The sequence below is a fragment of the Kitasatospora sp. NPDC127067 genome, from assembly GCF_042724755.1.
Taxonomy (GTDB): Bacteria; Actinomycetota; Actinomycetes; order Streptomycetales; family Streptomycetaceae; genus Kitasatospora; species Kitasatospora lactacystinica.
This window is the reverse complement of record NZ_JBHXEM010000018.1, coordinates 44,976-69,010: the sequence shown is the minus strand read 5'-3', so window position 1 is coordinate 69,010 and position 24,035 is coordinate 44,976. Positions and strand designations below refer to the sequence as shown.

Below are 24,035 nucleotides of genomic sequence, written 5' to 3'. Positions count from 1 at the left end.
GACGGGTCCTCAGAGGTCTCGGGCGGCGGCGGCCATGGTGTGCAGGGCGGTGGCGTAGGTGTCGATGAACTGCTCGGCGGTGCTGTCGGTGACCAGCGAGCGCTGGTGGTCCACCGCGAGCAGCACCCGCTGGGTGACCGGGTCCTGGATCACCGAGGCGCCGAAGGCGAAGCTGTTGGGTTCGTGGCGCAGGGTCGGCTCGGTGCCGATCCGGCCGTCCACGATGCGGGCCGAGCTGAGCCGGCCGAGGGCGTGGAAGCGCAGGTAGCCGAACTGGCTGTCCAGCGCGGTGTCGGTCATCAGCCGGGCGAGCCGGGCGAAGGGCACCCGGCGGTGCGGCATCATGTCCAGCTCCTCCCGGTGGACCTCGCGGACCAGGGCGAGCAGGTCGCCGGTGGGCTCGCAGCTCAGCGGGACGGTGTTGAGGAACAGCCCGTACACCTCGGTGCCGCCGAGCCGTTCCAGCCGGCCGTTGACGGCCAGGCCGGTGGTGACGCGCGGCTTCCCGGTGACTGCGGCGAGGGCGTGCAGGTGGGCGGCGAGCGCGACCGACTTGACCGGCACGCCGAGCGCGTCGGCGACCGTCCGCAGCTGGTCGGGCGCCTCGGGCAGCACCCGTTCGACGGTGCGCGGCGCCTCGTGCACGGACTCGCTGCCGGGGAACAGCTGGCCGCTGACGCCGGACAGCCGCTCGCGCCAGTAGCCGAGCGAGCGCTCGTCCCGGGCGGCCTGCCGTTCGACGGCCACGAAGTCGCGGAAGGCGGTGCGCGGCGGCGGGGTGGGCGCGCCGAGCGGATCGGCGGCGAGGGCGCCGTGGCGCTCCAGGATCTCGGTGAGCAGCGAGGTGAAGCTCCAGCCGTCGAGGATCGCGTGGTGCTCGGAGACGGTGAGCTGGAAGGCGTCCTCGGCCAGGCGCTGCACGGTGATCCGGAACAGCGGCGGGGCGGTGAGGTCGAAGGGCGTCCACCGGTGGGTGTCGAACACCTCGCGGATCGCGGCGTCCTGGTCCGCTTCGGCCGCGCCGCGCAGGTCGGCGAACTCGACGGGGGCGGGCAGCCGGCCGTGGACGAGCTGCAGCGGTTCGCCGTAGCCGGACAGGTCCAGGCCGGTGCGCAGCACGGCGTGGCGGTCCAGGGCCTCGGCGACGGAGCGGCGGAAGGCCTGTTCGTCGAGGTCGCCGGAGATCCGGTAGGAGTTGACGTTGTGGTAGCTGTCGGTGCCGCCGGCGATCTCCATGTGGAAGACCATGGAGAGCTGCATGGACACCATCGGGTAGGCGTCGACGACGCCGGGCGGCAGGTCGGCGCGGTCCTCCGGGGTGATCAGGGCGAACGGCTCGTGGGCGTCCGGGTCCTCGGTGACGGGCTTCGCCAGCGGCAGCAGGGCGGCGACGGTGGGGGCGTTGAAGACGTCGCGCAGGCTCAGCCCCCAGCCGCGCTCGTGCAGCGCGCCGGCCAGCTGGACGGCCCGGATGGAGTCGCCGCCGAGGTGGAAGAAGTCGTCGTGGACGCCGATGCCGTCCACCCCGAGGACCTCCGTCCAGACGGCGGCGAAGGCCTCCTCCTCCGGGGTGCGCGGCTCGACGTGGCGGCCCGCGGCGGCGGCGCTGCGCTGTCCGGGGGCGGGCAGGGCGGCGCGGTCCACCTTGCCGTTGACGGTGAGCGGCAGCGACTCCAGCACGGTGAAGGTCGCCGGGACCATGTACGGGGGCAGCGAGCGGCCGAGGAAGGCGCGGACGTCGGCGGGCTCGCGTCCGGTGACGTACGCGGCGAGGCGGTCCTCGTGCACGGTGACGACGCAGGCGTCGACGTCCGGGTGGGCGGCGAGGGCGTTCTCGATCTCGCCGAGCTCGATCCGGAAGCCGCGCAGCTTGACCTGGAAGTCGGCGCGCCCGATGTACTCCAGTCCGCCGCCGGGCAGCCGCCGGGCGACGTCGCCGGTGCGGTAGAGCCGGGCCCCGGGCGGGCCGTACGGGTCGGCGACGAAGCGCCCGGCGGTGAGGCCGGGGCGGCCCCAGTAGCCGTGGGCGAGGCTGCCGCCGCCGATGTACAGCTCGCCGGCCGCGCCGGGCGGCACCGGCCGCAGCCAGTCGTCCAGGACCTGGGCGCTCAGGTGCGGCATGGGCGTGCCGATCAGGCTGCGTTCGAAGCCCGCGCTGCCGGCCAGGTCGTGGGTGGTGACGTGGACGGTGGTCTCGGTGATGCCGTACAGGTTGCAGAGCCGGGCCGGGGGCGGCGGGTCGAGTTCGAACCAGCGCTGAACGACGGCCGGGTCCAGCGCCTCCCCACCGAGCATGATCCACTTCAGCGCGGGCAGGGCGCGCGGGCTGCGGCGCAGCACCGGCTCCAGCTGGCGCAGCGCCGAGGGGGTGAGGCAGAGACGGGTGACGCCCTCCTCCTCCAGCAGCTGGGCGAACTCCTCGGGCGAGCGGCTGGTCACGTACGGGACGACGACCAGGCGGGCGCCGTGCAGCAGGGCGCCCCACATCTCCCACACCGTCCAGTCGAAGGCGTAGCTGTGGAAGAGCGTCCAGGTCTCCTGCGGGCCGAAGCCGAAGTGCCGCTCGCCGTCCGCCATCAGCCGGCTGACGTGCTCGTGGGCGACGGCGACGCCCTTGGGGCGGCCGGTGGAGCCGGAGGTGAAGATGACGTAGGCGACGTCGCCGGGGCGGCCGGCGGCCGGCGGGCGGGTGTCCGGCCGGGCGGCCAGGTCGGCGGCCTCGGCGCTCAGGTCGTAGGCCTGCCAGGGGCCGTCGGGCACCAGGTCCGGGCGGTCGGTGACGACCAGGGCGACGCCGGTGTCGCCGAAGACCAGGGCGGCCCGGTCGGCGGGGGCGGCCAGGTCGACGGGCACGTAGGCGGCGCCGGTCTTGAGCACGCCGAGGACGGTGACCAGGACGTCGGCGGTGCGCTCCAGCAGCATGCCGATCCGGTCGCCGGGGCCGGCGCCGCGGGCGCGCAGGGCGTGCGCGAGGCGGTTGGCCCGGCGGTCCAGTTCGGCGTAGCTCAGGGTGCGGTCGGGGTCGCTGACGGCGGGCCGCTCGGGGTGGGCGTCGGCGGCCCGCTCGAACAGCTGGTGCAGGCAGTGGCCGGGGGTGTCGGTGGCCGTGCCCGCGTCCACGGGGCGGGTGGTCAGCCGCAGCACGGTGGCGTCGGGGTCGTCCAGGGCCGCAGTGAGCAGGGCGTCGTACTCGGCGGCCAGCCGGCGGACGGTCTGCGGGTCGAACAGCTCGCTGCGGTACTCGGCCTCGCCGCGCAGCTCGCCCCCGGCGTCCCCGCCGTCGAACACGGACCAGGTGAGGTCGAACTTGCTGGTGCCGTTGGAGCGCACCCGGCTGCGGGCGGTGGCCGCCGGGCCGAGCGCCAGCGGGCTGCGGTCCTCGCCGTGGGCGCCGAACACCACCTGGACCAGCGGCGGGTGCTGGGCGCTGCGGGCGGCGCCGAGCCGGTCGACGATCTGGTCGAAGGGCAGGTCGAGGTAGCCGTACGCCTCGAAGGCGACGTCCTGGACGTGCTCCAGCAGGTCCCGGAAGCCCAGCGCCGGCGCGAGCCGCAGGCGCAGCGGCAGCAGGTTCACGAAGTAGCCGAGCAGGTGCTCCAGTTCGGGGCGGTCGCGGGTGGTGACGGGGGTTCCGACCACCAGGTCGTCGGCGCCGGTCCAGCGGTTCAGCAGCAGGGCGAAGGCGGCCAGCTGGACGGTGAACGGGGTGACGCCCTCCGCCTCGGCCAGCGCGCGGACCCGCGCAGCCGTCCCGGGGGCGAGGCCGAACTCCTCGGTCCGGCCGGCCGCTCCGCGCTCGGCGGGCCGGGGCCGGTCGGTGGGCAGCTCCAGCAGGGCGGGGGCGCCGTCCAACTGCTGCTTCCAGTAGGTCAGGGGCTCCTCGTAGGAGGTGCCGAGCTCCTCCTCGGCGCAGTCGGCGTACTGCACGGTCAGCTCCGGCAGCCGGGCCTGCCCGCCCCGCACCGCCGCGCCGTACAGCTCGGCGAGCTCGCGCTCGAAGACCTCGGCGGACCAGCCGTCCCAGACGATGTGGTGGACGGTGAACAGCACCGTGGTGCGCTCGTCGGCGAGCCGGAAGGCCTCGGCGCGCAGCAGCGGGCCGGCGGCCAGGTCGAAGGGCTCGGCGCAGCGGGCGGTGAGCAGGTCCTCCAGGCGCTCCTCCTGCCCGGGGCCGCTCAGCGGGCGCAGGTCGGTCACCGCGAGCGGCACGGCGAGGCGGTGGTGCACCTGCTGGCGGGGGCCGTCGGGGTGCAGCGCGAAGGTGGTGCGCAGCGTCTCGTGCCGGGCCGTGACGGCGTCCAGCGCGCGCTGGAGCAGGGCGAGGTCGAGCGGGCCGGTGACGTCGAGGGTCCAGGGGGTGCAGTAGGTGACGGCCCGCGGGTCGAGGCGGTCGAGGAACCAGAGGCCGCGCTGCAGCCCCGAGACGGGCGCGGTGCGCGCCGGGCGTTCGGACGGGCTCACGGCCTCGTTCCCTTCGTGTGCGGTGCGGCCCGTCATCGGGCGGCCAGCCGTTCGGCGATGGCGCTCACGGTCCGGGCCCGGAACACCAGTTGCGGGGGGACGCGGCTGCCGGTCTCCCGGGACAGCCGCATCGCGACCCGGACGGCGGCCAGCGAGTTGCCGCCGATCCGGAAGAAGTTGTCCTCGCGGCCGACCTCGGCGAGGTCGAGCACCTCGCGCATCGCCTCGGCGACCAGGCGTTCGGCCTCGGTCAGCGGGTCGGCGGCCCCGGAGCCGTCGGCGGCCCCGGCCGCGTCGGCGGCCCGGCGGCCGGCCGGGGCGGGCAGCGCCTTGCGGTCCACCTTGCCGTTGTGGTTGAGCGGCAGGGCGTCCAGGACGTCGAGGGTCGCGGGCACCATGTGCTCGGGCAGCAGGGCGGCCAGGTGGTCGAGCAGCGCGTCCGGGGCGGGGGCGCCGGCGGCGACGGTCACGTAGGCGGCGAGCCGGCGGTCGCCCGGGGCGGGCTCGTGGACGGCGACGGCGGCCTCCCGGACGGCCGGGTGGCGGGTGAGCGCGTCCTCGATCTCGCCGGGCTCGACCCGGAAGCCGCGGATCTTCACCTGGTCGTCGATCCGGCCGGTGACCTCCAGCAGGCCCTCGGCGTTGAGGTGGCCGAGGTCCCCGGTGCGGTAGAGGCGCTCGCCGGGGGCGCCGTACGGGGAGGCGACGAAGCGTTCGGCGGTGAGGCCGGGCCGGCCGAGGTAGCCGTGGGCGAGACCGCCGCCGGTGGCGTACAGCTCGCCGGTCGTGCCGGGCTCGACGGGGCGCAGCCGCTCGTCCAGGACGAGGACGCCCTTGCCGTTCAGCGGGACGCCGATCGGGACGGAGGCACCGGCGGTGTCGGCGGGGCCGACCCGGTGGCAGGTGGTCAGGCCGAGGCTCTCCACCGGGCCGTAGCCGTTGGCCACCGCCAGGCCCGGGTAGGCCTCCAGGGCCTTGGCCACATGGGTGACGGAGGCCCGCTCGCCGGCGGTGAAGGCGAGCTTGAGGCCGTCGTAGGTCTCCGGGAACTCCTCCAGCAGGAAGTTGAACAGGCTGGCGGAGAGCTGGAGCTGGGTGACGCCGTGGCGGCGGGTCAGCTCGGCGATGGTCTGCGGGTCCGGGCGCCGGCCGGGCTGGAGGACGCAGGCACCGCCGAAGCAGAGCGCGCCGTACAGCTCCAGGGCGAAGGCGTCCCAGGAGACCGGCGAGCACTGCAGCCAGACCTCCTCGGGGCCGAAGCGGGCGTAGTCCTGGCCGAGGTAGGTGGTGGTGAGCGCGCGGTGCGGGACGGCGACGCCCTTGGGGCGGCCGGTGGAGCCGGAGGTGAACATCACGCAGGCGAGGTCGGCGCCCCCGACCGGCAGGCCGAGGTCGTGCCCCGCGTACCGGGCGAGTTCGGCGGCCGAGGCGTCCAGGTCCACCTGCCGCCCGACCGGGAAGGGCACGACGGCGTGCCGGTGGGTGACCACCGTGGCGGCGCCGGCGTCGGCGACCGCGCCGGCCAGCCGCTCGGCCGGGAAGTCCGGGTCGAGCAGGGTGTAGGCGGCGCCGGCCTTGAGAGCCGCCAGCAGGGCGACGACCAGTTCCGGCCCGCGCTCGGCCAGTACGGCGACGGTGTCGCCGCGACCGATGCCGAGGCCCGTCAGGTGGCGGGCGAGCCGGTTCGCGGCGGTGTTCAACTCGCCGTAGCCGACGGTCCGTTCGCCGGAGATCAGGGCGACGGCCCGCGGGTCGCGGGCGGCCCGCGCCTCGAACAGGGCGTGCACCGGCACCTCGACGGCGGCGGCCAGGGTGCCCAGCCACTCCTCGCACAGGCCGGCCATGGTGTCCGGGGCGAAGAGGTCGCTGTCGTACTCGAAGCGGCCGGTGAAGCCGGTGCCCAGGTCGTCCACCGAGACGGACAGGTCGAAGCGGGAGACCGGGTTGGAGTGCAGGGCCCGGGTGACCTCGTGCCCGCCGACCGTGAACGGCCGGGGGTCCAGCGGGTGCAGCTCCAGCAGCACCTGGCAGAGCGGGTTGCGGTCCTCGGGGCGCTCGTCGAGCACGGCGCCCGCGATGTCGTCGAAGGGCACCTCCTGGTGGCGGTAGCCGCCGATCGACACCTCGCGCACGTGCCGGACCAGTTCGCGGAAGGAGGCGCCCTCCTCCAGCTTCAGCCGCAGCGGCAGCAGGTTGACGAAGTAGCCGATCAGGCCGTCGAGTTCGGCCCGGCCGCGGGCGTTCACCGGCGAGCCGAGCACCAGGTCGCGCTGCCCGGACCGGCGGTGCAGGGTGAGGGCCAGCCCGGCCAGCAGCACCATGAACGGGGTGGCGTCCTCGCTGCGGGCGAGCGCCCGGACGGCCTCGGCCACCGGGTCGGGCATGGCGAAGCGGCGGAAGGCGCCGCGGAAGGCCTGCTCCTCGGGCCGGGGCCGGTCCGGCACCAGCGCGTCGGCGGTCGGCGCGTCGCGCAACTGCTCGCGCCAGTAGTCCAGTTGTCGCTCGGCGGTGTCGTCCTGGTACTGCCAGGCGGCGTAGTCGCCGTACTGGACGGCGAGCTCCGGCAGCTCGGCGGGCCGGCCCTCGGCCGAGGCGGCGTACAGCTCCTGGAGTTCGGCCTCCAGCACGGCCAGCGAGCCCTCGTCCCAGACGATGTGGTGCAGGAGCAGCAGCAGCGTGGTCGCCCCGTCGGCCCGGAAGACCCGGGCCCGGACCAGCGGCCCCCGCTCCAGGTCGAAGGGGACCAGCGCGGCCTCGGCGACCAGGGCGTCCACCTGCTCGGCGGTGGTCTCGGTGAGCGTGAACGGCAGTTCCACCCAGGGGTGGACGACCTGCCGCGGACCGTCCTCGGCGAGCTCGAAGGTCGTCCGCAGGCTCTCGTGCCGCTCGACCACCCCGGCCAGCGCCCGCCGCAGCAGCTCGGGGTCGACCGGCCCGGAGAAGCGGAACACCCAGGGCACCACGTAGGTCGGCGCGTCCGGGTTCCACTGGTCGAGGAACCACAGCCCGCGCTGGAACTTGGACAGCGGGGCCTCGGCGGCGCCGGAGCGGACCGGGGCCGGGCGCGCGCCGCCGGACGCGGAGGTCACCGCGGCGGCGAACTCGGCCAGCGTCGGCGCGTCGAAGATGGTGTACGGCGACACCATGCCGAAGACGTCGAAGACCCGGCCCACCACCCGCACGGCCGTCAGCGAATCGCCGCCCAGGTGGAAGAAGTTGTCGTCGGCGCCGACCTCCGGCACCCCGAGCACGTCCGCCCAGACCGCCGCGATCAGCTGCTCGGCGGGGGTGCGCGGCGGGCGGCCGGCCGGCCTGCCCTGCGGCACGGTCCGCGGCTCGGGCAGCGCCCCGCGGTCCACCTTGCCGCCGGCCGTCAGCGGGAAGGCTTCCAGCGCGGTGAGCGTCGCCGGGACCATGTGCTCGGGCAGCCGCTCGGCCAGCCAGGCCCGGGCCTCGGCGTACCCCGGCGCGGCGCCGGTGACGTACGCGGCCAGCCGGCCCTCGTGCGCCACCACGACGCAGCCGGTGACGCCGGGGTGACCGGCCAGCACCTGCTCGATCTCGCCCGGCTCGACCCGGAAGCCGCGGATCTTCACCTGGTGGTCGCCGCGGCCGAGGAACTCCAGCGGGCCGTCCTCGGCGGCGCGGCGCACCAGGTCGCCGGTGCGGTACATCCGGGCCCCCCGGGCCCCGTCGGCCTCCGCGAACGGGTCGGCGACGAAGCGGCCGGCGGTGAGGCCGGGACGGCCGAGGTAGCCGGAGGCCAACAGCGGCCCGCCGACGTACAGTTCGCCCGCCTCGCCGGGCGGCACCGGCCGCAGCCGCCCGTCCAGCACGTGGAGGCGGCGCGCGCCGACCCCGGTGCCGATCGGCACCCGGGCGGCGGGCTGCTCCGGCGTGCCGTCGAGCCGGTGGGTGGTGGCGGTGACCACGGTCTCGGTCGGGCCGTAGGCGTTCAGCAGCGGCACCCCGGTCGCCGACCACCAGGCGGCGGCGGTGGCGGGCTCCAGCTTGTCGCTGCCGGAGATCATCAGCCGCAGGGTGCGCGGCACCCGGCCGCCCAGGGCCGCCACCACGTCCTGGAAGTAGCCCGCGGCCAGGTTGGCGACGGTGACGCCCTCGGCGTCCAGCAGGTCCAGCAGCGCGGCCGGGGCCAGCAGCCGCTGCTCCGGCAGGACCAGGCAGGCCCCGGCGGACAGCGCGCCGAGCACCTGCTCGACGGCCACGTCCACGGTCGGACGGGCGAACTGCAGCACCACGTCCCGCTCGGTCAGGCCGAAGGTCTCGACGACACCGGCCAGGTGGCCGGCCAGGGCGGCGAGCGGAACGTGCACGCCCTTGGGGCGGCCGGTGGTGCCGGAGGTGTAGATGACGTAGCCGGCGCCGGCGTTCCCGCCCGCCCCTCCGCCGATTTCGGTGAGCTCCTCGCCGTTCAGGGCGAGGTGGGCCCCGGCGTCCTCGGCGATCCAGCGGTTGCGCTCCTCGGGGGCCTCCCCGTCCAGCGGCAGGTAGGTGGCGCCGGCCCGCAGCGCCGCGAGCAGTGCGACCACGTGGTCCAGCCGGTCGCGGCCGGTCACGGCGACCGTCCGGCCGGGGGCGAGCCGGGCGGCGAGGGCGGCGGTCAGGCCGTCCAGCTCCCGGTAGTCGACCGTCCGGCCGCCGGCCCGGACGGCCGGCCGCTCCGGGAAGCGGGCGACGGCGGAGGCGAACGGCGCGAAACCGGGCGCCGTGAATTCGGTGGGGAAACCGCGCGAGGACATCATCCAACCCCAGATCGTGAGAGAAATCGGCGACGAAAGCGACGATAGGGGGAATTCGACGGCCCTATCGGCAGAATGAGCGGAAGGAAATCGGCAGTTTCATCATGCCGCTTTCCAGGCAGGCCAGGGCTACCGGCCGAGGGTGCTTCAGGAATTCTCGGGGGACCAGACGTCCGCCCCGTCCAGGGCCTCGGGGGCGTATTTCCCGAGCGAACTGATCAGCAGTCGGAGTTCCAGCGCAAGGCATTCCGCGAAACGGCGCAGACCGGATTCCCGGTCCTCCGCGACGGCGAGCAGCGCCGCCCGTCCGAGGCCCACCGCACGGGCCCCCAGCGCCAGGCTCTTGACCGCCCGGGCGCCTTCCCAGATCCGCCCGGAGACCAGCAGGGAGGGCGGCGGCGCGGCCGCCAGCCGGCGCAGGCACTCCGCGAGCGGCAGGCCGACGTGCGGCAGGAACACCCCCGGCGCCCAGCCGGTGCCGCCCTCGGCGCCGTCCACCACGACGGCGTCCGCTCCGGCCTCGTGCGCCACCCGGGCGGCCTCGGCCACGTCCCGGCCGGGGTAGAGCTTCACCCAGATCCGCACCCGCGGGTAGTTGTTGCGCATCAGCCGGATCTGCTGGCGCAGGATCTCCGCGGTGAAGGTGCCCGGGGTGGCGGCGCGCAGCACCCGGCCGTCGCCGAACAGCGGGTCCAGCCCGAAGCGGTCGCCGAGCGCGGCGGCGGCTTCCGCGTCCAGCACGGTCATCCCGCCCAGGCCCGGCTTGGCCCCCTGCCCGACCTTCAACTCGAAGGCCAGCCGCCCGGATTCGAGCAGCGGCAGGGCGGCCGGATCGCTGTGGACGAGGTTCCACACCTCGGCGTCGGCGTCCTCGGTGCTCTGCTGCACGGCCACGCCGCCGAGCCCGTCCGGGAGTTGCTCGCCGTAGGCGCGCAGCCGGCCGAGCAGGGTGCGGTCGGCCGCCTCGCCGAGCCGGCCGTAGCCGTTGACCGGCACCACGTTCTCGCCGATCACCATCGGGATCCCGAGCGCCCCGGCCTGCCGGCTCAGGGCCAGCCCGAGGTCGCCGCCGGCCGCCCGGGTGGAGCCGGTCGCCGACACGTAGACCGGCAGCGCCGAGGCGAACCCGCCGATGGCGGTGGCGAGTTCGACGTCCCGGTAGTCGGGTTCGCGGCCGAGGTCGATCAGCTTGGCGAGCCGCTGCGGCAGGAACAGCGGCGGGACGATCCGCAGGGCGTCGAGCGCGTCGTTCGGCGCGGCCTCCCCGGGCCGGCCGGCGCCGAACAGCACCCGCCCGTACTCCTCGGCGGGCGGGAACGCCGCGGCCGCCCCGACGCGGGCCCGCCGCCGGACCTCCTCCTCCGGAAAGCCGGGCGCGGTCAGGTCCTTCACGGCGTCGGCGTCCGCCCCGCTCCGCTCGACGGCGAGCTCGCTGTGCTCCCTCACGGTGACACCACCCCGGCGACCTTGGGGAACGCGCTGGCCTGCCAGACGGCGTCCAGCCCGGCGACGTACCGGGTGAGCCGCTCGACGCCGATGCCGAAGCCCGCGCTGGCCGGCACGCCCTCGCGCACCAGGTCCAGGTACCAGCGGTACTTCTGCGGGTTCTCGCCGGTCTCCCGCATCCGGGTGACGATCTCCGCGTAGTCGTTGGTGCGCTGGCTGCCGCTGCACAGCTCGCCGTAGCCCTCGGGCGCGAGCAGGTCGAAGTTCCGCAGCAGGCCCGGGTCCTCCGGGTGCTCGCGGTCGTAGAAGCCGCGCGAGCCCTTCGGGTAGTCGGTGACGAAGAACGGCCGGTCGCGCCGGGCCGACAGCAATGCCTCGCCCTCCCAGTCGAGTTCGGCGTCCAGGCTCTGCGGGTGGCCGATGCCTCGCAGTTCGGCCACCGCCTCGGCGTGCCGGACGCGGCCGAACGAGCCCTTCAGGAGCTCGGCGAAGGCCTGCGGGTCCCGGCCGAGTTCGGCGAACTCCTTGGGCAGCTCGCGCACCGTGCTGTCGACCATGTGCACCACCAGTTCCTCGGCCAACTGGACGGCGTCGTCCCGGCTCGCGCCGGCGACCTCCACGTCCAGCTGGTGGAACTCGGCCAGGTGCCGACTCGTCCCGGCGGTCTCCAGCGGCTCCAGCCGGACGTTCGGGGCGATGCAGAAGATCTTGTCGAAGGCGAGCAGCGAGGCCTGCTTGTACAGGATGGCGCTGGTCATCAGCTTGTAGCGGTGGCCGTAGAAGTCGATGTCCACCTGCTTGGAGCCGCGCGCACCGGGGTCGGTGACCGGGCCGATGATCGGCGGCAGCAGCTCGGTGAAGCCCCGGCCGCGCAGGAACTCGCGGGCGGCGGCGAGCAGCTGCTGCTGGATCCGCAGGGCGCTGCGGGTGGTCGGGGCGGTCAGGTGCCGGCCCGGATCGACCGGGGGCCGGGGCGTGGTGTCGGGCATGGTCGGGGTCCTGTTCTCTCGGGTGGTCCGTGGCCCGCCGTCGGAGGCGCGGGCGGTCGTCGGTGGTGGAGCGGCGGGCGGGCGGGGGTGCTGGAGCGGCGGGCGGGCGGAGGTGCTTGAACGACGGGCGGGCGGGGGTGCTGGAGCGGCGGGCGGGCAGGGCTTCGCGGCCCGGCGGGCGGCTCAGCGCGCCACGGGCAGGCCCCGGGCGGCGGACGCCGCCACGGAGGCGGCCGCGTACTCGGCCCGGCCGTCGTAGCCGCGCCGGACGTGGGAGAGGGCGGCCAGCAGCCCGGCCGAGCCGAGGATCGGCGCCCGGCCGCGCTCGACGAGCCCCGCGATCGGCATCGAGCCGACGCCGGACCAGTGCAGCCGGCCGTCCGGGCCCAGCGAACTGCCGGTCCGCCCGGCGTTGTCGGGGTGCAGGCAGTACGGCACGTCCAGGTAGCCGGCCGCGAACGCCCGCACCAGGGCCCGCCCGACGTCGGCGTCCAGGTCGAGCACCGCGCCGATCAGCGCCCTGGCCTCGGCCTCGATCCCGGTGTCCGGCGCGGCGGCGGGTCGTGGCCGGCCCCGCTCCGCCGCGGCGGCCGCGGCCGCGGTCTCCAGCGCCCGGACGTTCTCGGCGACGGTGGGGATGCGGTGCGCCTCGGCCGTGGTCTTGACGATCAGCCGGGCCGCGCCGCCGCGCACCGCGAGCCGCGCCGCGTCCTCCAGCAGCAGCCGCGCGCCGCCGGGCGAGAGCGGGTACACGCCCATGTACGCGTACACCACGAGGTGCCGGTCGACGTCCGCGAGCAGCTCCCCCGCGATCCGGCCGAGCGCGGCCAGCGCCTCCTCGTCCTGGCGGGCGTTGGCCTGCTGGGCGTAGCTGAGCGAGATGCTGCGCAGCCCGTTCTGACGGAAGAACAGCGCCTCCAGCACACTGATGGCGATCAGCAGCGAGGGCGGGCAGAGCTGTCCCATCATGCAGCCGCCGAACGTCTCCAGGTGCGGCTCGGCGCCGGACTCCCGGGCGGAGGCGAGGATTTCACAGCTGCGCCGCCAGCGCGCCACCGCCTCGTGCAGCGGGGTACGGCCGTACGGCAGGCAGTAGGAGACCGGTCCGCCCTCGGTGGCGTCCAGGCCGGCCGCCAGCAGCGCCTCGACGATCCGCTCCGGCGCGGCCGAGCCGTGCCGGACCTGTACCGGGAAGCCCGCGTCCGCCACCCCGCGCAGCACCTCCCGGGTGACCTCGACCGGGTGGGTGACGATCGGGTAGCCGTTGAGGCCCGCCCCGGCGGCCAGGGCGCGCCGCGCGGCGTCGAGGTCGCCGGTGCGGGTGTAGCTGTCCAGGGTGATGGTGCCGACGGTGACGGCGGCCGCCCCCCGGGTGGCGAGCAGGCCCTCCCGCATCACGGCCGCCCGCGCCATGCCCATCCGGGGCTGGACCACCAGGGCGCCGGCCTCGGCGGCCTGTGCCACGAACGCGCCGAAGCCCGCCCGGGCGGGACCCGTCACTGCGGGGCCCGTCACTGCGGAGCCCGTCACCACAGGATCCGTCACAGCAGGACCCCGGAACGCAGTCCGCCGACGAACTCGCGGAACCCGGCCACCGCGGCGCCCTCCTCGAAGACCGCGTCGAAGCCGGCCGCCAGCAGCGTCCGCTCGCGGTCGGGGTCGTCGGCCCCGGCGATGCCGAGCTTGCCGCCGATGACGGTCGGGGTGCGCCGCAGTTCCGGGCAGGCGCGGAGGGCCTCGATCACCCGCAGGCCCTCCTGGAAGCCGTGCCCGTTGACGCTGCTGATCACGATCAGGTCCGGTTCGATCCGGCGGCATTCGGAGATCAGCAGCGCGTCCGGGACGCACGCGCCCAGATTCGTCACCCGGTGGCCCGTCTCCTCCAGCAGGAACTGGAGGAAGACCAGGTTCCAGGTGTGCGAATCCGAGGCCGTCGTCGTCACGACGACGTCCAGACCGTTCTGTTCGGCGTTTCCGTGCTCCACGACTCAGCCCTCATCGGTAGAGATCCTCGATGGCGTTCCGGCGCGTTCCCGCGGCGGTCCGGCCCCACGGAGAACGCTAGGAACGATCGGGCCCGGCAAGCGGCAGCTCCTGCGGCATTAAGCGGCAGAATCGGCAGAATCGGCAGCCGTTCGAGGCCTCACGGTCAGCCCGCGACGGCCAGCAGCGGGCCGTCCCCCGCCGGCCCCAGCCGGATCCCGGGCTCCTCCCGGACGAGGCGCCGGCACAGGTTGAGCACCGTGAAGCGCACGCCGTCCCGGGCGGGCACGCTGCGGATCAGCCCGCGCGACAGCAGTTCGTGCACCGTGGCCAGGCAGGCCTGCAGCGTCCAGCCGCTGCGGACCACCGCGTCCTCCCCCGACCAGTCCCCCGGCTCGTCCACGAGCACCTCCAGCAGGGCGCGCTGGCGCTCCGTGAGGCGCCGGATCGCCGGCTCCACCTCGTCCCGCAGGTCACCGCGCGCACCGAACACCACGGGCGGCGCCGCCAGCGTGAACGGGACGACCGCCAGCCCGGCCACCAGCTGGGAGGTGGACTGCACCAGCGCCCACCCCGCCGCGCGCTCCAGCGCGCCCGGCAGGCCGTCCAGGCGGCGGCAGAGCTCCGCGACGGCGGGCGCCTCGGAGCGCTCCAGGGTGTAGCCGGGGCGCAGCCGGCACAGGTGCGAGAGCAGCAGCCGGACGGCCCCGACCTGCGCCAGCGCCTCCGGTTCGGCGTCGAGTTCGGGGGCCGGGACGGGCAGCGGCGCGAGCGGGATGACCTGTCCCCCGGGCAGCGGCCGGGCCTCCCGGGCGGTGATCAGCACCCGCAGCCCGGGGCAGCGGTGGAACAGCCCGTCCAGCTGCCCGGCGTCCACCCCGCCGTCGGCGCCGTCCAGCACCAGCAGGGCGGGCCGCTCGCCGATGTCCCGGGCGAGGTCGTCCAGCGGCGCGCGCCAGGGGTGCGGGCCGCCGCCGCAGTCCACCCAGCGCACCGACCAGCGGACGGCCAGGTGCAGCCGGCGGGCCACCTCCAGGGCGAGCCGGGTCTTGCCGACCCCGCCCAGGCCCACCAGCGAGACCAGCCGGTCCCCGTGCACGGCGAAGGCGTCGGCCAGCACCTCGGCCTCCATGTCCCGGCCGACGATCGCCCCGCGGGCCACCGGCGGGGCGGCCGGCTCGGCCACCGGCTCGTCCGCGAGCGGGTGCCGGCGGGCGGTCTCCTCGAAGTCCGTCCGGCTGCGGCCCTCCAGCCGCAGCGCGTCCGCCAGCAGCCGGACGGTCTCGTTGCGGGGCCGGCGCACCCGGCCGCTCTCCATGTCCCGGATCGCCCGCACGCTCAGGGTCGCGTGATCGGCCAGGCACTGCTGGGTCAGCCCGACCCGCTCGCGCCGTAGCCGCAGCAGCTCGCCGAAGCCCGCCGCCGTTCTCACCGCTTGCACCGACTGCCCGCCGTCCATGCCTCGTCTGCCCTTCGTGGTCCGGACTCCTCCTGGCGTCGGGACCGGTGGCGGCCTCAGCTCCGGGCGCCCGCACGGCCCGTGGTCCGGCCGTACGGGACCCGGCGATCAGGCTGTGGCCTCCGACCGGCTCCCTCCGGTTCCCGATGCTCCTGGCTCGCCGTCTACGCCCGATCAACGGCCGATCACCGGCCCCACCCACGACCTTCACCCGGGCCTCACAGGCCGTCCCGCCGCCCGTCCGGGCCGGACGGGGACCCGTCGCCGGGACGGCCGCGGCGGGGCGGCGCCGGCCTTCCCGGTGGACACGCAAAGGCCCGGACCTCGGCGGATGCCGGGATCCGGGCCGGTGGCGCGGTCAGGGACGGGCCTCCCCGGAGGTCACTCGGCCGCCGCCTTGAGGCCGCCGTGGCACAGCCCCCAGATGACGAGGGCGTCGATCGCGATCAGGACGATCGCCCACGCCGGGTAGTAGGGCAGCCACAGGAAGTTGGCGATCATTCCCAGGCCGGCGAGGGCGACACCGAAGATCCGGGCCCAGAGGGCGCCGCTGAAGACCGCCACGCCCGCCACGACGATCAGGACGCCGATGATGAGGTGGATCCACCCCCAGCCCGCGCTGTTCAGCGAGTACGCGTAGTTGCGGGTGACGACGACCAGGTCGTCCTTGGCGATGGCGGAGATCCCCTCGAAGACCGCCATGAGACCGCCGGTGATCAGCATGACCCCCGCGAAGATGGTCCACCCGGACGCGTATGGGTGGTGCTGGGGCTGGGGGATCTGGCTGCTGCCGACTCCACTGACGCTGCTCGTCATGACGGTGACTCCTTCGATGGCAACCGCCTCGCGGACCGCGGTAGGCGGGAGGGTGGAACAGAAGTCCTACGTTCACGGTAGAACCGGATCCCCGTCCTGTCGTGGCGCGGACCGGCCGCGGCCGTGGCCCGGACGTCCCTGGTGGAGCCCCGTCAGCCCTCCTCCCGGGGGTTCTCGGCGCCGCCGCCGCCGGAAGCGCCACCCCCTCCGGGCGCCCCGCCGCCTCCGGGCGCACCGCCCCGTCCTGGGCCGGCGACCCGTCCGGAGGCGGCGAGCAGTGCCAGGACGGCGAGGACCACCAGGAGCACCAGGACGAGCAGCAGCACGGTCAGCACCGTCGGGTGGTTCCAGAGGGCGAACACCAGGGCCACGATCAGCAGCGCCGCGAGGGCGAGCCAGCGGCGGTGGGCGTCGGTCCAGGTTCCGGCCCGTCCGGTGTGCACGCCGTGCGCGCCGCTCCAGCCGGCGACCGAGTCCGCGGCGTGGTCGGCCCCGCCGCGCACGGCCCGCGGCAGCCGTCCCGCCCCGGAGAGGTAGGCGCCGAGCGCGACCACCACGCCCAGGACGATGAGGGTGCGCAGGCTGACCTTCAGGAACCTCAGCAGCGTGTCGAAGACCGCGGCCGCGGCATCCCGGGACTGCACGGCGGGCGGCAGGTGGTCGAGGTAGTAGTGCCGGGCGATCACCAGGGCGATCGCCACCACCAGGCCGGCCCCCGCCGCGCCGAGCGCCGTGGACACCAGGGCCCGGCGCCGGCGCCGGGCCAGCAGGACGCCGACCAGACCGATCACCACGGTGATCACCGGCAGCCAGTTGCCCATCACGTCCAGCGCGTGCGCGGCGCCACGGACCTTGGCCAGCTTGTCGGACTGGAACAGCACCAGCTGCTTGTTCACGTCCGGGATCTTCTCGGCCGGTGTCAGACCCGCGGCCACCAGCTGGTCCTTCAGCTGGTCCACGGCCTTCCCGACGTCGAGGGTGACCGTGCCGTCGCTGACTCCGACCGCGCCGCGGCCGTGTCCGGTCAGGGCCTGGACCACGGCCGTGTGGGCGGCGCGGTTCGCCTGCGTCCAGACGGTGTCGAAGGCGTCGCTCCGCACGACCTTGGTCGCCGCCTTGGAGACCACCTGGTCCACCGCGTCGTCGATCTTGGGCCCCAGCGACTTGACGGCGGACGCGGCCCGGGGCGGCAGGCCCTGCGACTGCAGCCAGGAGGCCAGGTCGGACGCGACCTGCGGGCCGTCCACCTTCACGTCCACCGCCTGGGTGATCCGGTTGACCGCGGCGTCCTGGATCGCGGGGTTCGTGGCCAGCGGCGCGACCGTGCTGACGTACCGGTCGGTGTCCAGCGCGATGTCGTGCACCCAGACGGTGAGCAGCGAGACCGGCACCAGGATGCAGGTCAGCGTGATCAGCACGGCCGAGACGGTGCTCCTGACGATCCGGCCCGCCCGGGAGGGGTGCCGGGGCCCCGCGGTGGCGCCTCCGTTCACCGTCCCGCCCGTCGGGGGCTCGGACGGCTGGGGTTCACTCGGCCCGTTCAACGGCCCTCCCGGCATTCGCTGCGCGGCCACGGCGCCGCTGGACACCATTCACGCCGCAGGGGCCCCCGCCCGGCACCCCGGGCTGGGCCACCCGGACGAGGAGCGCGACGCGGCCGCCCACCCGCCGCCCGGTCCGGGGCGTGCCCGGCACCGGGTCGCCGCCTCACCCCGGGCAGGTGATCCGCCGGCGCGTCGGCGGCCCGTACGGTCGGTACCAGCGCCCGGCCCGCCGGGACGGGCGAGGGACTCCCCCGAAAGGAGCACCGCCATGGCCGAGGACGTCCTCGCCGAGACCGGGCCCATCGACTACGTGGTGGTCGAGTTCCCCGGCAACCGGATGACCGGGGAAGCGCTCCCGCTGCTGGTCGACCTGGTGGACCGGAATGTGATCCGCATCCTGGACTTCGCGTTCGTGCGCAAGGACGCCGACGGCACCGTCACGGGCATGGAGATCGCCGATTTCGACGGCGACGGCCGACTGGACCTGGCCGTCTTCGAGGGCGCCGGGTCGGGACTGCTCGACGCCGGCGACCTGAGCGAGGCCGCCGGGGTCATCGAGCCCGGCAACTCGGCCGGTGTGCTCATCTACGAGAACACCTGGGCCGCCCCGTTCGCCACGGCCCTGCGCCGGGGCGGTGCCCGGGTGGTCGCCAGTGGCCGGGTACCGATGCCGGAGCTGCTGCACTCCCTGGACGAGCTGGACGGTGCCGGCGGGAACGACCTGACGGACGCGCCGGGCGGCCCCGCCTCCGGGACGTGAAGTCGCCGAGACACGAAGCCACTGTGACCTGAAGCCACCGAGAGGAGTACGCGTCATGCCTGGACTGCTGCGCGGTGTCGCGCGCACCGCCGTCGTCGCCGGAACGGCGACCGCCGTGTCCAACCGGGTGTCCCGCCGCCAGGCGGGCCGTTGGGCGCACCAGGAGGAGGTGGCCGAGCCCGCGCCGCCGCCCCCGCCGCCGGCTCCCGCCGCACCCGCCGCGCCCGCCCCGACGGGGATGGACGCGAAGATCTCCCAGCTGCAGCAGCTGGCGCAGCTGAAGGACCAGGGAGTCCTCACCGAGGAGGAGTTCGCCACGCAGAAGCAGCGGCTCCTGGCCGGCTGACACCGCCGGCACGGCACTGAGCACCGCCGGCACGGCGCTGAGCACGGTCGGCACGCCGGCGGCCTCACCCGCCGCGGGTGGCTCAGTGCCCGACGGCGACCTTGGCCGCCACGATGACCAGGCCCAGGAGCAGGTTGACCACCCCCTCGGCGGCGATCTGGCCCGGCGAGGCGCCCGCCCGGCGGGCGCCCAGCGTCGCCCAGGCCACCTGCTGCGCCACGGCGACACCGAGGGCGAGCCAGGCGTTCTCCCCCGCCCCCAGCCACGGGCTGACCAGCACCGCCAGGGCGGGCAGCGCCGACGCCTCCACCAGCGGCCACTCGTGCCGGCCGACCTCGCGCACCTGGCTCCAGGCGACCTGGCGGCCGGCCTCGCGCTCCCCGGCCACCAGCGCGTAGACGTGCGCGATCCAGAACACGATCCCGGTGATCACCAGCAGCAGGATGAGCGACAGCCGGGGGTGCGGTTCGGTGAGGCTGGAGGCCGCGATCACGGAGGCGGCGAGCATCGAGCCGTACACCGCTCCGGCATAGTCGGTCCGCTTCCGGATTCCGCCCCGGGCCGGGTCGCGCGGGGCGGGGGTACGACCGCGGGACGTTGTCACGAAGCCTGCTCCCGTCATCGCCGCGGAGACGGCCGATGGGGTCCGTCGCGGCCATCATCACCCGCACCGCGGGTTCCGGCACGGCCGCGGTCACCCACGCCGGGTGACCCGGGCTCCGGCCACCGCCCGTAGCGTGGGGGCAGGATGTTTCCCTCCCCCCGCAAGGAGGCGAGCCCGGTGCTCGGTACCCACCAGCAGGCGTCACGTCCCACCACCACGACCTCACCCGACGAGATCGGACGCGTCGGATGGATCGTGCTCGGCGCCTCGATGCTCATGGCCGGCGCGATCGGCCACGCGCTGTGCGGCATCGTCGCGATCTCCAGGGAACTCCTGCGCCCCGCGCCGCAACGCGCGCCCACGCCCGCCCGCCCCGTGCACCCCGCCGACCTCGACGTCAAGGAGAAGAACGGCTGGATCCTCATCACCCTCCTGTTCCTCCTGACCGGCACGATGGCCCACGCCGTCGCGCACGTCGTCGAGACCATCAGACAGGCCACCCACGCGACACACGGGCAGGTGCGGGCATGACGTCGGCACCGACCGGGGCACCCGGCCGGCCCCCGGGAGCCGACGACGGCGAGCGGGTGGACCCGCCGGCCTCCGACCCGGTCTCGGCGGGACGGCGGGCCCGCCGGACCGTGCCGCGCTCGGCCCACGGGACCTGGACCCCCGGGCCGGACCGCGCGGACCCCGTCGACGTCCTGGAGGCCCAGGCCGCCACCCGCGTCCCGGAGCTCGTACCGATCCGCTACGGCCGGATGGCGGCCTCCCGTTTCGCCTTCCTGCGCGGCGCGCCCGCCATCATGGCCGCGGACCTCGCCGCCGCCCCGAACACCGGCCTCACCGTCCAGCTCTGCGGGGACGCCCACCTGTGCAACTTCGGGCTCTTCGCCTCGCCGGAGCGCGCCCTGCTCTTCGACCTCAACGACTTCGACGAGACCCTGCCCGGCCCCTTCGAGTGGGACGTCAAACGCCTGGCCGCCAGCATCGCCGTGGCCGCGCGCGAGAACGGGGAGTCCGACGGGTCCGCCCGCGCCGTGGCGCTCTCGTCCGCCCGGGCGTACCGGCTCGCCATGCGACGGCTCGCCGGCCTCGGTGAACTCGACGTCTGGTACGAACGGGTGGACACCGCCGAACTCCTGCCGCTGATCCAGGCGTCGAAGTACCGCAAGCGGGTGCGGACCACGATCGCCAAGGCACGCTCGCGCACCAGCCTGCAGGCCCTGGCCAAACTCACCGAGCCCGGCCCGGACGGCGAACCCCGGATCATCCACGACCCGCCGCTGCTGGAGCCGATAGACCGCGACGACCTGCCCCGCCTGCAGCAGATCCTCCTGGACTACCGGGACACCCTGCCGGAGGAGCGGGCGGCGCTGCTCGACCGCTTCGAGCTGATCGACGCGGCCCGCAAGGTGGTCGGCGTGGGCAGCGTGGGCACCCGCTGCCACATCGGCCTGTTCCGCGCCCGCGCCACCGGCGAACCGCTGTTCCTCCAGGTGAAGGAGGCCGAACGGTCCGTGCTGGAACCGCACCTCGCGCCCAGCGCCCACCGGCATCAGGGCCGGCGGGTGGTCGCCGGCCAACGCCGTCTCCAGGCCGTCAGCGACATCTTCCTCGGCTGGGCCACCGGCCCCGCCGGCCGCCACTTCTACTGGCGCCAGCTGCGCGACATGAAGGGCTCCGCCGTCATCGAGGGCATGCCCAAGGACCTGCTGGACGGGTACGCCGAGCTGTGCGGCCGCACCCTCGCCCGCGGACACGCCCGCACCGGGGACCGCGTCGCCATCGCGGCGTACCTCGGTTCCGGCGACGTCTTCGACCGTGCCATCGCCGACTTCGCCCTCACCTACGCCGACCTGACCGGCGCCGACCACGCCGCGCTCACCGCCGCGATCGACAGCGGCCGGATCACCGCCCGGTCCGGGGTGTGATCCGCCCCGGAGGGCGGGGCGGCCGGCCGGTGCCGGCGTCCCCGGCGAGCCCCCGAGCGGGAACCGGTGCGCCCCCTAGGCCCCGGCCGTCCCCCCGCGCTCCGGCCCGCTCCCGCGCGACGCCCGCCGGGCGGGCAGGTGACCGGTGAAGGCGAAGGCGGCGAGCGTGATCGCGGCGGCCGCCAGCAGCGACACCTTGAGGCCGTCGAGCTGGGCCGCACTGTAGGAGTCGACGATGGCGGCCGCCTCCTGCGGCGGGACGGCGGTCTGCGCGAGCGCGGTGGCGAGCTGGTCCGCGGGCACGAAGGTGACGCCCGCCTCGATCCTGATGCCCGCCTGCTGCTTCACGGCGTCGGAGATCTCCGGGTGCCCGGCCACGGCGTTGCCGAACGCCACCGTCAGGGCGCCGATCAGGATGGCGCCGATCAGCGCGGTGCCCAGGGACGAGCCGAGGTTCTGCGCGGTGTACTGCAGCCCGCCGACCTCGCTGCGGTCCTCCTCCCCGACGCTCGACTGCACCACGTTGCCCAGTTGCGAGGCGAGCAGCCCCATGCCGGTCCCCAGGGCGGCCATCGCCAGCGCGAACGACAGGTCGTCGAGCTCCGGCTGCACGGTGCCCACCAGCCACAGTGACGAGGCGAACAGCACCAGCAGCCCGATCCGCACCACCGTCCTCGGCGAGGCGAAGCGGGTGAGCAGCGGGCCGGACATGGAGGCGGCGAGCATCGTGATCGACACCGGCAGCAGCCGCAGACCGGTCTGGAAGGCGTTCTGGCCCTGGACGGCCTGGAGGTAGAGCGGGATGACGAAGAACAGCCCGAGGAGGATCAGGTTCTGGCTGAAGAGCATCAGCAGGCCGGACCTCAGCGGTGGGATGCGGAACAGCGCGAACCTGACCAGCGGATGCTCCCGGCGCAGCTCCCACGACCGGAACAGCACCAGGAGCACCCCGCCGAGCGCGACGGCGAAGAGCGTCGGCGAGAACCCGAGGACGGTGAACGGCGGATTGCGCGGCTGGAGCCAGCCCCAGGTGCTGCTCTGCAGCACGGCCAGCACCACCAGCCCCAGCCCGGACACCGACAGCAGCACACCGACCAGGTCGATCCGCTCGTGGTGCTCCGGTACCGGTTGCCGCTCGATCCAGCGCATCAGGAAGAGGATGACCACCACCAGGACGACCTCGCCGGCGAAGACCAGCCGCCACGTCAGGTAGGTGGTCAGATATCCGCCGAGCAGCGGCCCCACGGCGATGCCCGCCCCGGCCAGGCCGCCGATGACACCGTAGGCGGTCGCGCGGTCCCGTCCCCGGTAGGCGCCGGCCACCAGCGCCGCGAGTGCCGGAAGGACCAGCGCCGCGCCCAGCCCCTCGATCACCGACCAGCCGAGTGCCAGCAGCCACAGGGTGGGCGCCACCGCCGTGATCGCCGATCCCACGGCGTAGACCACCAGCCCCACCATGAACATCCGGCGGCGCCCGAACATGTCGCCGAGCTTGCCGCCGGTGATCATGAACGCCGCCATCACCAGCGTGTAGAGCGTGATCACCGCCTGGATCGCCGTGACCTCGGTGTCGAAGTCCTCGACCAGCTGGCTGATGGACACGTTCATCACCGACGCGTCGAGCACCATCAGGAACTGCGCCAGGCCCAGGACGATCAGCGCCCTCCAGCGTTTCACCGTGACTCCTCCCGCTCACCGGCCCACGCGGTCCGTACGCGCCTGCCTCGTACCCTCGCCCCCTCGTGACCGGGTCGCCCGTCGAGGGCGGCCGCCGCGGCCGGTGATCCCCCGCGGCGCGCCGACGTGCGGCCCTGTCCCACCGGATCGCCGGGTACGGCGGGGCAGGTGGGCGCCGGTGCCCGCGGGTTGCGCCGAACGGCGGACCGCCCGAGGTGCCGCCCGCCGTCCCGTCGCCCAGTCTTGGAGTCCTCGGCGCTCGGCCGACGACGGGCCGCGACGGACCGGGGGCAGGCATCGACCGGAGGGAGCCCGGGGTGGCGGCACAGCGTGGTGAGCCCGGCCGCGCCGCATGGTTCCGCGCCAGGACCGCCTGGCTGAGGGGGCACACGGCCACCCTGCGCGACGTCCCGTTCCTGCGCCGGCTCGCGGCCCAGCTGCTCCACCTCCGGGTCCTGGACATGGCCACCCGCCTCGCGGCCCAGACCTTCCTCACCGCCATCCCGGTGCTGTTCGTGCTGGCCGCCTTCATGCCCCAGGACGTGCGCAACACCGTCTCCGAGTCCCTGCGCACCGTGCTGGGGCTCCAGGGGGCATCGCTCGACGAGATCAAGGGCGCGCTCCACCCCAGCGGCCAGGAGGCCACCACCGACACCTTCGGCGTCATCGGGATCGTGGTGACCCTGCTCTCGGCCACCAGCTGCAGCCGCATCCTGCAACGCCTGTGCGAGCGGAGCTGGTACCTGCCCCACCTCGCCGGGCGCCTGGCGGCCTGGCGGTGGCTCGCCTGGCTCCTGGTCTGGATGACCGCCCTGATCCTCCAGGGCCAGGTGCGCTCCGGGTTCGGGGCGGGCACCGGCCTCGGGGTCCTGCTCTACCTGGTCACCGCCACGCTGCTCTGGTGGTGGACCCAGCACCTGCTGCTCGGCGGCCGGATCCCCTGGCTCCCGCTGCTGCCCGGGGCGGTGCTGACCGGGGCCGCGCTGACCACGCTCGCGTGGGCGTCGCGGCTCTACGTCCCCCGCTCGCTGAATCGCAGCGTGACCCAGTTCGGCCCGCTCGGCCTGGTCTTCACCCTGCTCAGCTGGCTCATCGTGGTGTTCACGGCCATCACCCTCGGCATCGGCATCGGGTACGTGGTGGCGAGCCAGGGACGGCTGGCCCGGCTCCTGGGGACTCCGGAGCCGGCCCCGGCGGACGAGGAATGAGCGGCCGCCGGACGGGACCCGAAGCGGCGGCAGGCCCCCGCCCGCGGG

The 24,035-nt window shown here is 75.0% G+C and carries 16 protein-coding genes; 5 read left to right on the top strand and 11 right to left on the bottom strand.

The window, feature by feature from the left end; all coding sequences use genetic code 11:
* Nucleotides 1–9: 9 nt before the first annotated feature.
* The 9 genes from ACFWJ4_RS10725 to ACFWJ4_RS10685 all read right to left on the bottom strand — a co-directional run bounded on the left by ACFWJ4_RS10725 (nt 10) and on the right by ACFWJ4_RS10685 (nt 17,332).
* On the bottom strand, nt 10–4,461 hold the full coding sequence (locus ACFWJ4_RS10725) for an amino acid adenylation domain-containing protein (protein ID WP_380541748.1): 4,452 nt from the start codon (nt 4,459–4,461) through the stop codon (nt 10–12).
* Between the two features lie 32 nt (nt 4,462–4,493).
* Nucleotides 4,494–9,224, bottom strand: coding sequence for an amino acid adenylation domain-containing protein (locus tag ACFWJ4_RS10720; protein ID WP_380541745.1), 4,731 nt, complete (start codon nt 9,222–9,224; stop codon nt 4,494–4,496).
* A gap of 144 nt (nt 9,225–9,368) precedes the next feature.
* On the bottom strand, nt 9,369–10,613 hold the full coding sequence (locus ACFWJ4_RS10715) for a glutamate synthase-related protein (RefSeq protein WP_380541814.1): 1,245 nt from the start codon (nt 10,611–10,613) through the stop codon (nt 9,369–9,371).
* 50 nt (nt 10,614–10,663) lie between these two features.
* Nucleotides 10,664–11,656 (bottom strand): asparagine synthetase A, encoded by a 993-nt coding sequence (locus ACFWJ4_RS10710; RefSeq protein ID WP_380541742.1) that lies wholly within the window; start codon nt 11,654–11,656, stop codon nt 10,664–10,666.
* A 183-nt stretch (nt 11,657–11,839) separates the two neighbouring features.
* The gene (locus ACFWJ4_RS10705; RefSeq protein ID WP_380541739.1) at nt 11,840–13,186 is read right to left on the bottom strand and encodes a methylaspartate mutase; all 1,347 of its coding nucleotides are present in this window, start codon (nt 13,184–13,186) and stop codon (nt 11,840–11,842) included.
* Nucleotides 13,187–13,197: 11 nt separating this feature from the next.
* Nucleotides 13,198–13,641: a cobalamin-dependent protein gene (locus ACFWJ4_RS10700; protein ID WP_359898267.1), complete on the bottom strand. Its 444-nt coding sequence runs from the start codon at nt 13,639–13,641 to the stop codon at nt 13,198–13,200.
* 164 nt (nt 13,642–13,805) lie between these two features.
* On the bottom strand, nt 13,806–15,080 hold the full coding sequence (locus ACFWJ4_RS10695; RefSeq protein WP_380541736.1) for a helix-turn-helix domain-containing protein: 1,275 nt from the start codon (nt 15,078–15,080) through the stop codon (nt 13,806–13,808).
* 399 nt (nt 15,081–15,479) lie between these two features.
* Entirely contained in the window at nt 15,480–15,914 is a 435-nt protein-coding gene (locus tag ACFWJ4_RS10690) for a hypothetical protein (protein WP_359898269.1), read from the bottom strand.
* Nucleotides 15,915–16,066: 152 nt separating this feature from the next.
* Entirely contained in the window at nt 16,067–17,332 is a 1,266-nt protein-coding gene (locus tag ACFWJ4_RS10685) for a hypothetical protein (protein ID WP_380541733.1), read from the bottom strand.
* 394 nt (nt 17,333–17,726) lie between these two features.
* On the opposite strand from ACFWJ4_RS10685, the gene ACFWJ4_RS10680 reads away from it, so the two are divergent.
* Together ACFWJ4_RS10680 and ACFWJ4_RS10675 are read left to right on the top strand one after the other, a co-directional pair.
* Nucleotides 17,727–18,218, top strand: a complete 492-nt coding sequence (locus ACFWJ4_RS10680; RefSeq protein WP_380541730.1) for a DUF6325 family protein — start codon at nt 17,727–17,729, stop codon at nt 18,216–18,218.
* 55 nt (nt 18,219–18,273) lie between these two features.
* Nucleotides 18,274–18,564: an SHOCT domain-containing protein gene (locus tag ACFWJ4_RS10675; RefSeq protein ID WP_380541727.1), complete on the top strand. Its 291-nt coding sequence runs from the start codon at nt 18,274–18,276 to the stop codon at nt 18,562–18,564.
* 82 nt (nt 18,565–18,646) lie between these two features.
* Here the strand turns inward: ACFWJ4_RS10675 and ACFWJ4_RS10670 are convergent, their stop codons facing one another.
* Nucleotides 18,647–19,168 (bottom strand): hypothetical protein, encoded by a 522-nt coding sequence (locus tag ACFWJ4_RS10670; RefSeq protein ID WP_380541724.1) that lies wholly within the window; start codon nt 19,166–19,168, stop codon nt 18,647–18,649.
* 144 nt (nt 19,169–19,312) lie between these two features.
* On the opposite strand from ACFWJ4_RS10670, the gene ACFWJ4_RS10665 reads away from it, so the two are divergent.
* Together ACFWJ4_RS10665 and ACFWJ4_RS10660 are read left to right on the top strand one after the other, a co-directional pair.
* The gene (locus tag ACFWJ4_RS10665) at nt 19,313–19,699 is read left to right on the top strand and encodes a hypothetical protein (protein ID WP_380541721.1); all 387 of its coding nucleotides are present in this window, start codon (nt 19,313–19,315) and stop codon (nt 19,697–19,699) included.
* Complete coding sequence (locus ACFWJ4_RS10660; protein WP_380541718.1) at nt 19,696–21,102, top strand: DUF2252 domain-containing protein; 1,407 nt, start codon at nt 19,696–19,698, stop codon at nt 21,100–21,102. The genes ACFWJ4_RS10665 and ACFWJ4_RS10660 overlap by 4 nt, the downstream gene beginning before the upstream one ends.
* A gap of 75 nt (nt 21,103–21,177) precedes the next feature.
* Here the strand turns inward: ACFWJ4_RS10660 and ACFWJ4_RS10655 are convergent, their stop codons facing one another.
* Entirely contained in the window at nt 21,178–22,779 is a 1,602-nt protein-coding gene (locus ACFWJ4_RS10655) for an MFS transporter (protein WP_380541715.1), read from the bottom strand.
* Nucleotides 22,780–23,096: 317 nt separating this feature from the next.
* On the opposite strand from ACFWJ4_RS10655, the gene ACFWJ4_RS10650 reads away from it, so the two are divergent.
* Entirely contained in the window at nt 23,097–23,987 is an 891-nt protein-coding gene (locus ACFWJ4_RS10650) for a ribonuclease BN (protein WP_380541712.1), read from the top strand.
* Nucleotides 23,988–24,035: the final 48 nt, after the last annotated feature.

What these genes read in the sequence shown, in the direction of transcription:
- ACFWJ4_RS10720 (WP_380541745.1), bottom strand. Translation starts at nt 9,224, where the DNA reads ATGATGTCCTCGCGCGGTTTCCCCACCGAATTCACGGCGCCCGGTTTC.
- ACFWJ4_RS10710 (WP_380541742.1), bottom strand. Translation starts at nt 11,656, where the DNA reads ATGCCCGACACCACGCCCCGGCCCCCGGTCGATCCGGGCCGGCACCTG.
- ACFWJ4_RS10690 (WP_359898269.1), bottom strand. Translation starts at nt 15,914, where the DNA reads ATGACGAGCAGCGTCAGTGGAGTCGGCAGCAGCCAGATCCCCCAGCCC.
- ACFWJ4_RS10680 (WP_380541730.1), top strand. Translation starts at nt 17,727, where the DNA reads ATGGCCGAGGACGTCCTCGCCGAGACCGGGCCCATCGACTACGTGGTG.
- ACFWJ4_RS10675 (WP_380541727.1), top strand. Translation starts at nt 18,274, where the DNA reads ATGCCTGGACTGCTGCGCGGTGTCGCGCGCACCGCCGTCGTCGCCGGA.
- ACFWJ4_RS10665 (WP_380541721.1), top strand. Translation starts at nt 19,313, where the DNA reads ATGTTTCCCTCCCCCCGCAAGGAGGCGAGCCCGGTGCTCGGTACCCAC.
- ACFWJ4_RS10660 (WP_380541718.1), top strand. Translation starts at nt 19,696, where the DNA reads ATGACGTCGGCACCGACCGGGGCACCCGGCCGGCCCCCGGGAGCCGAC.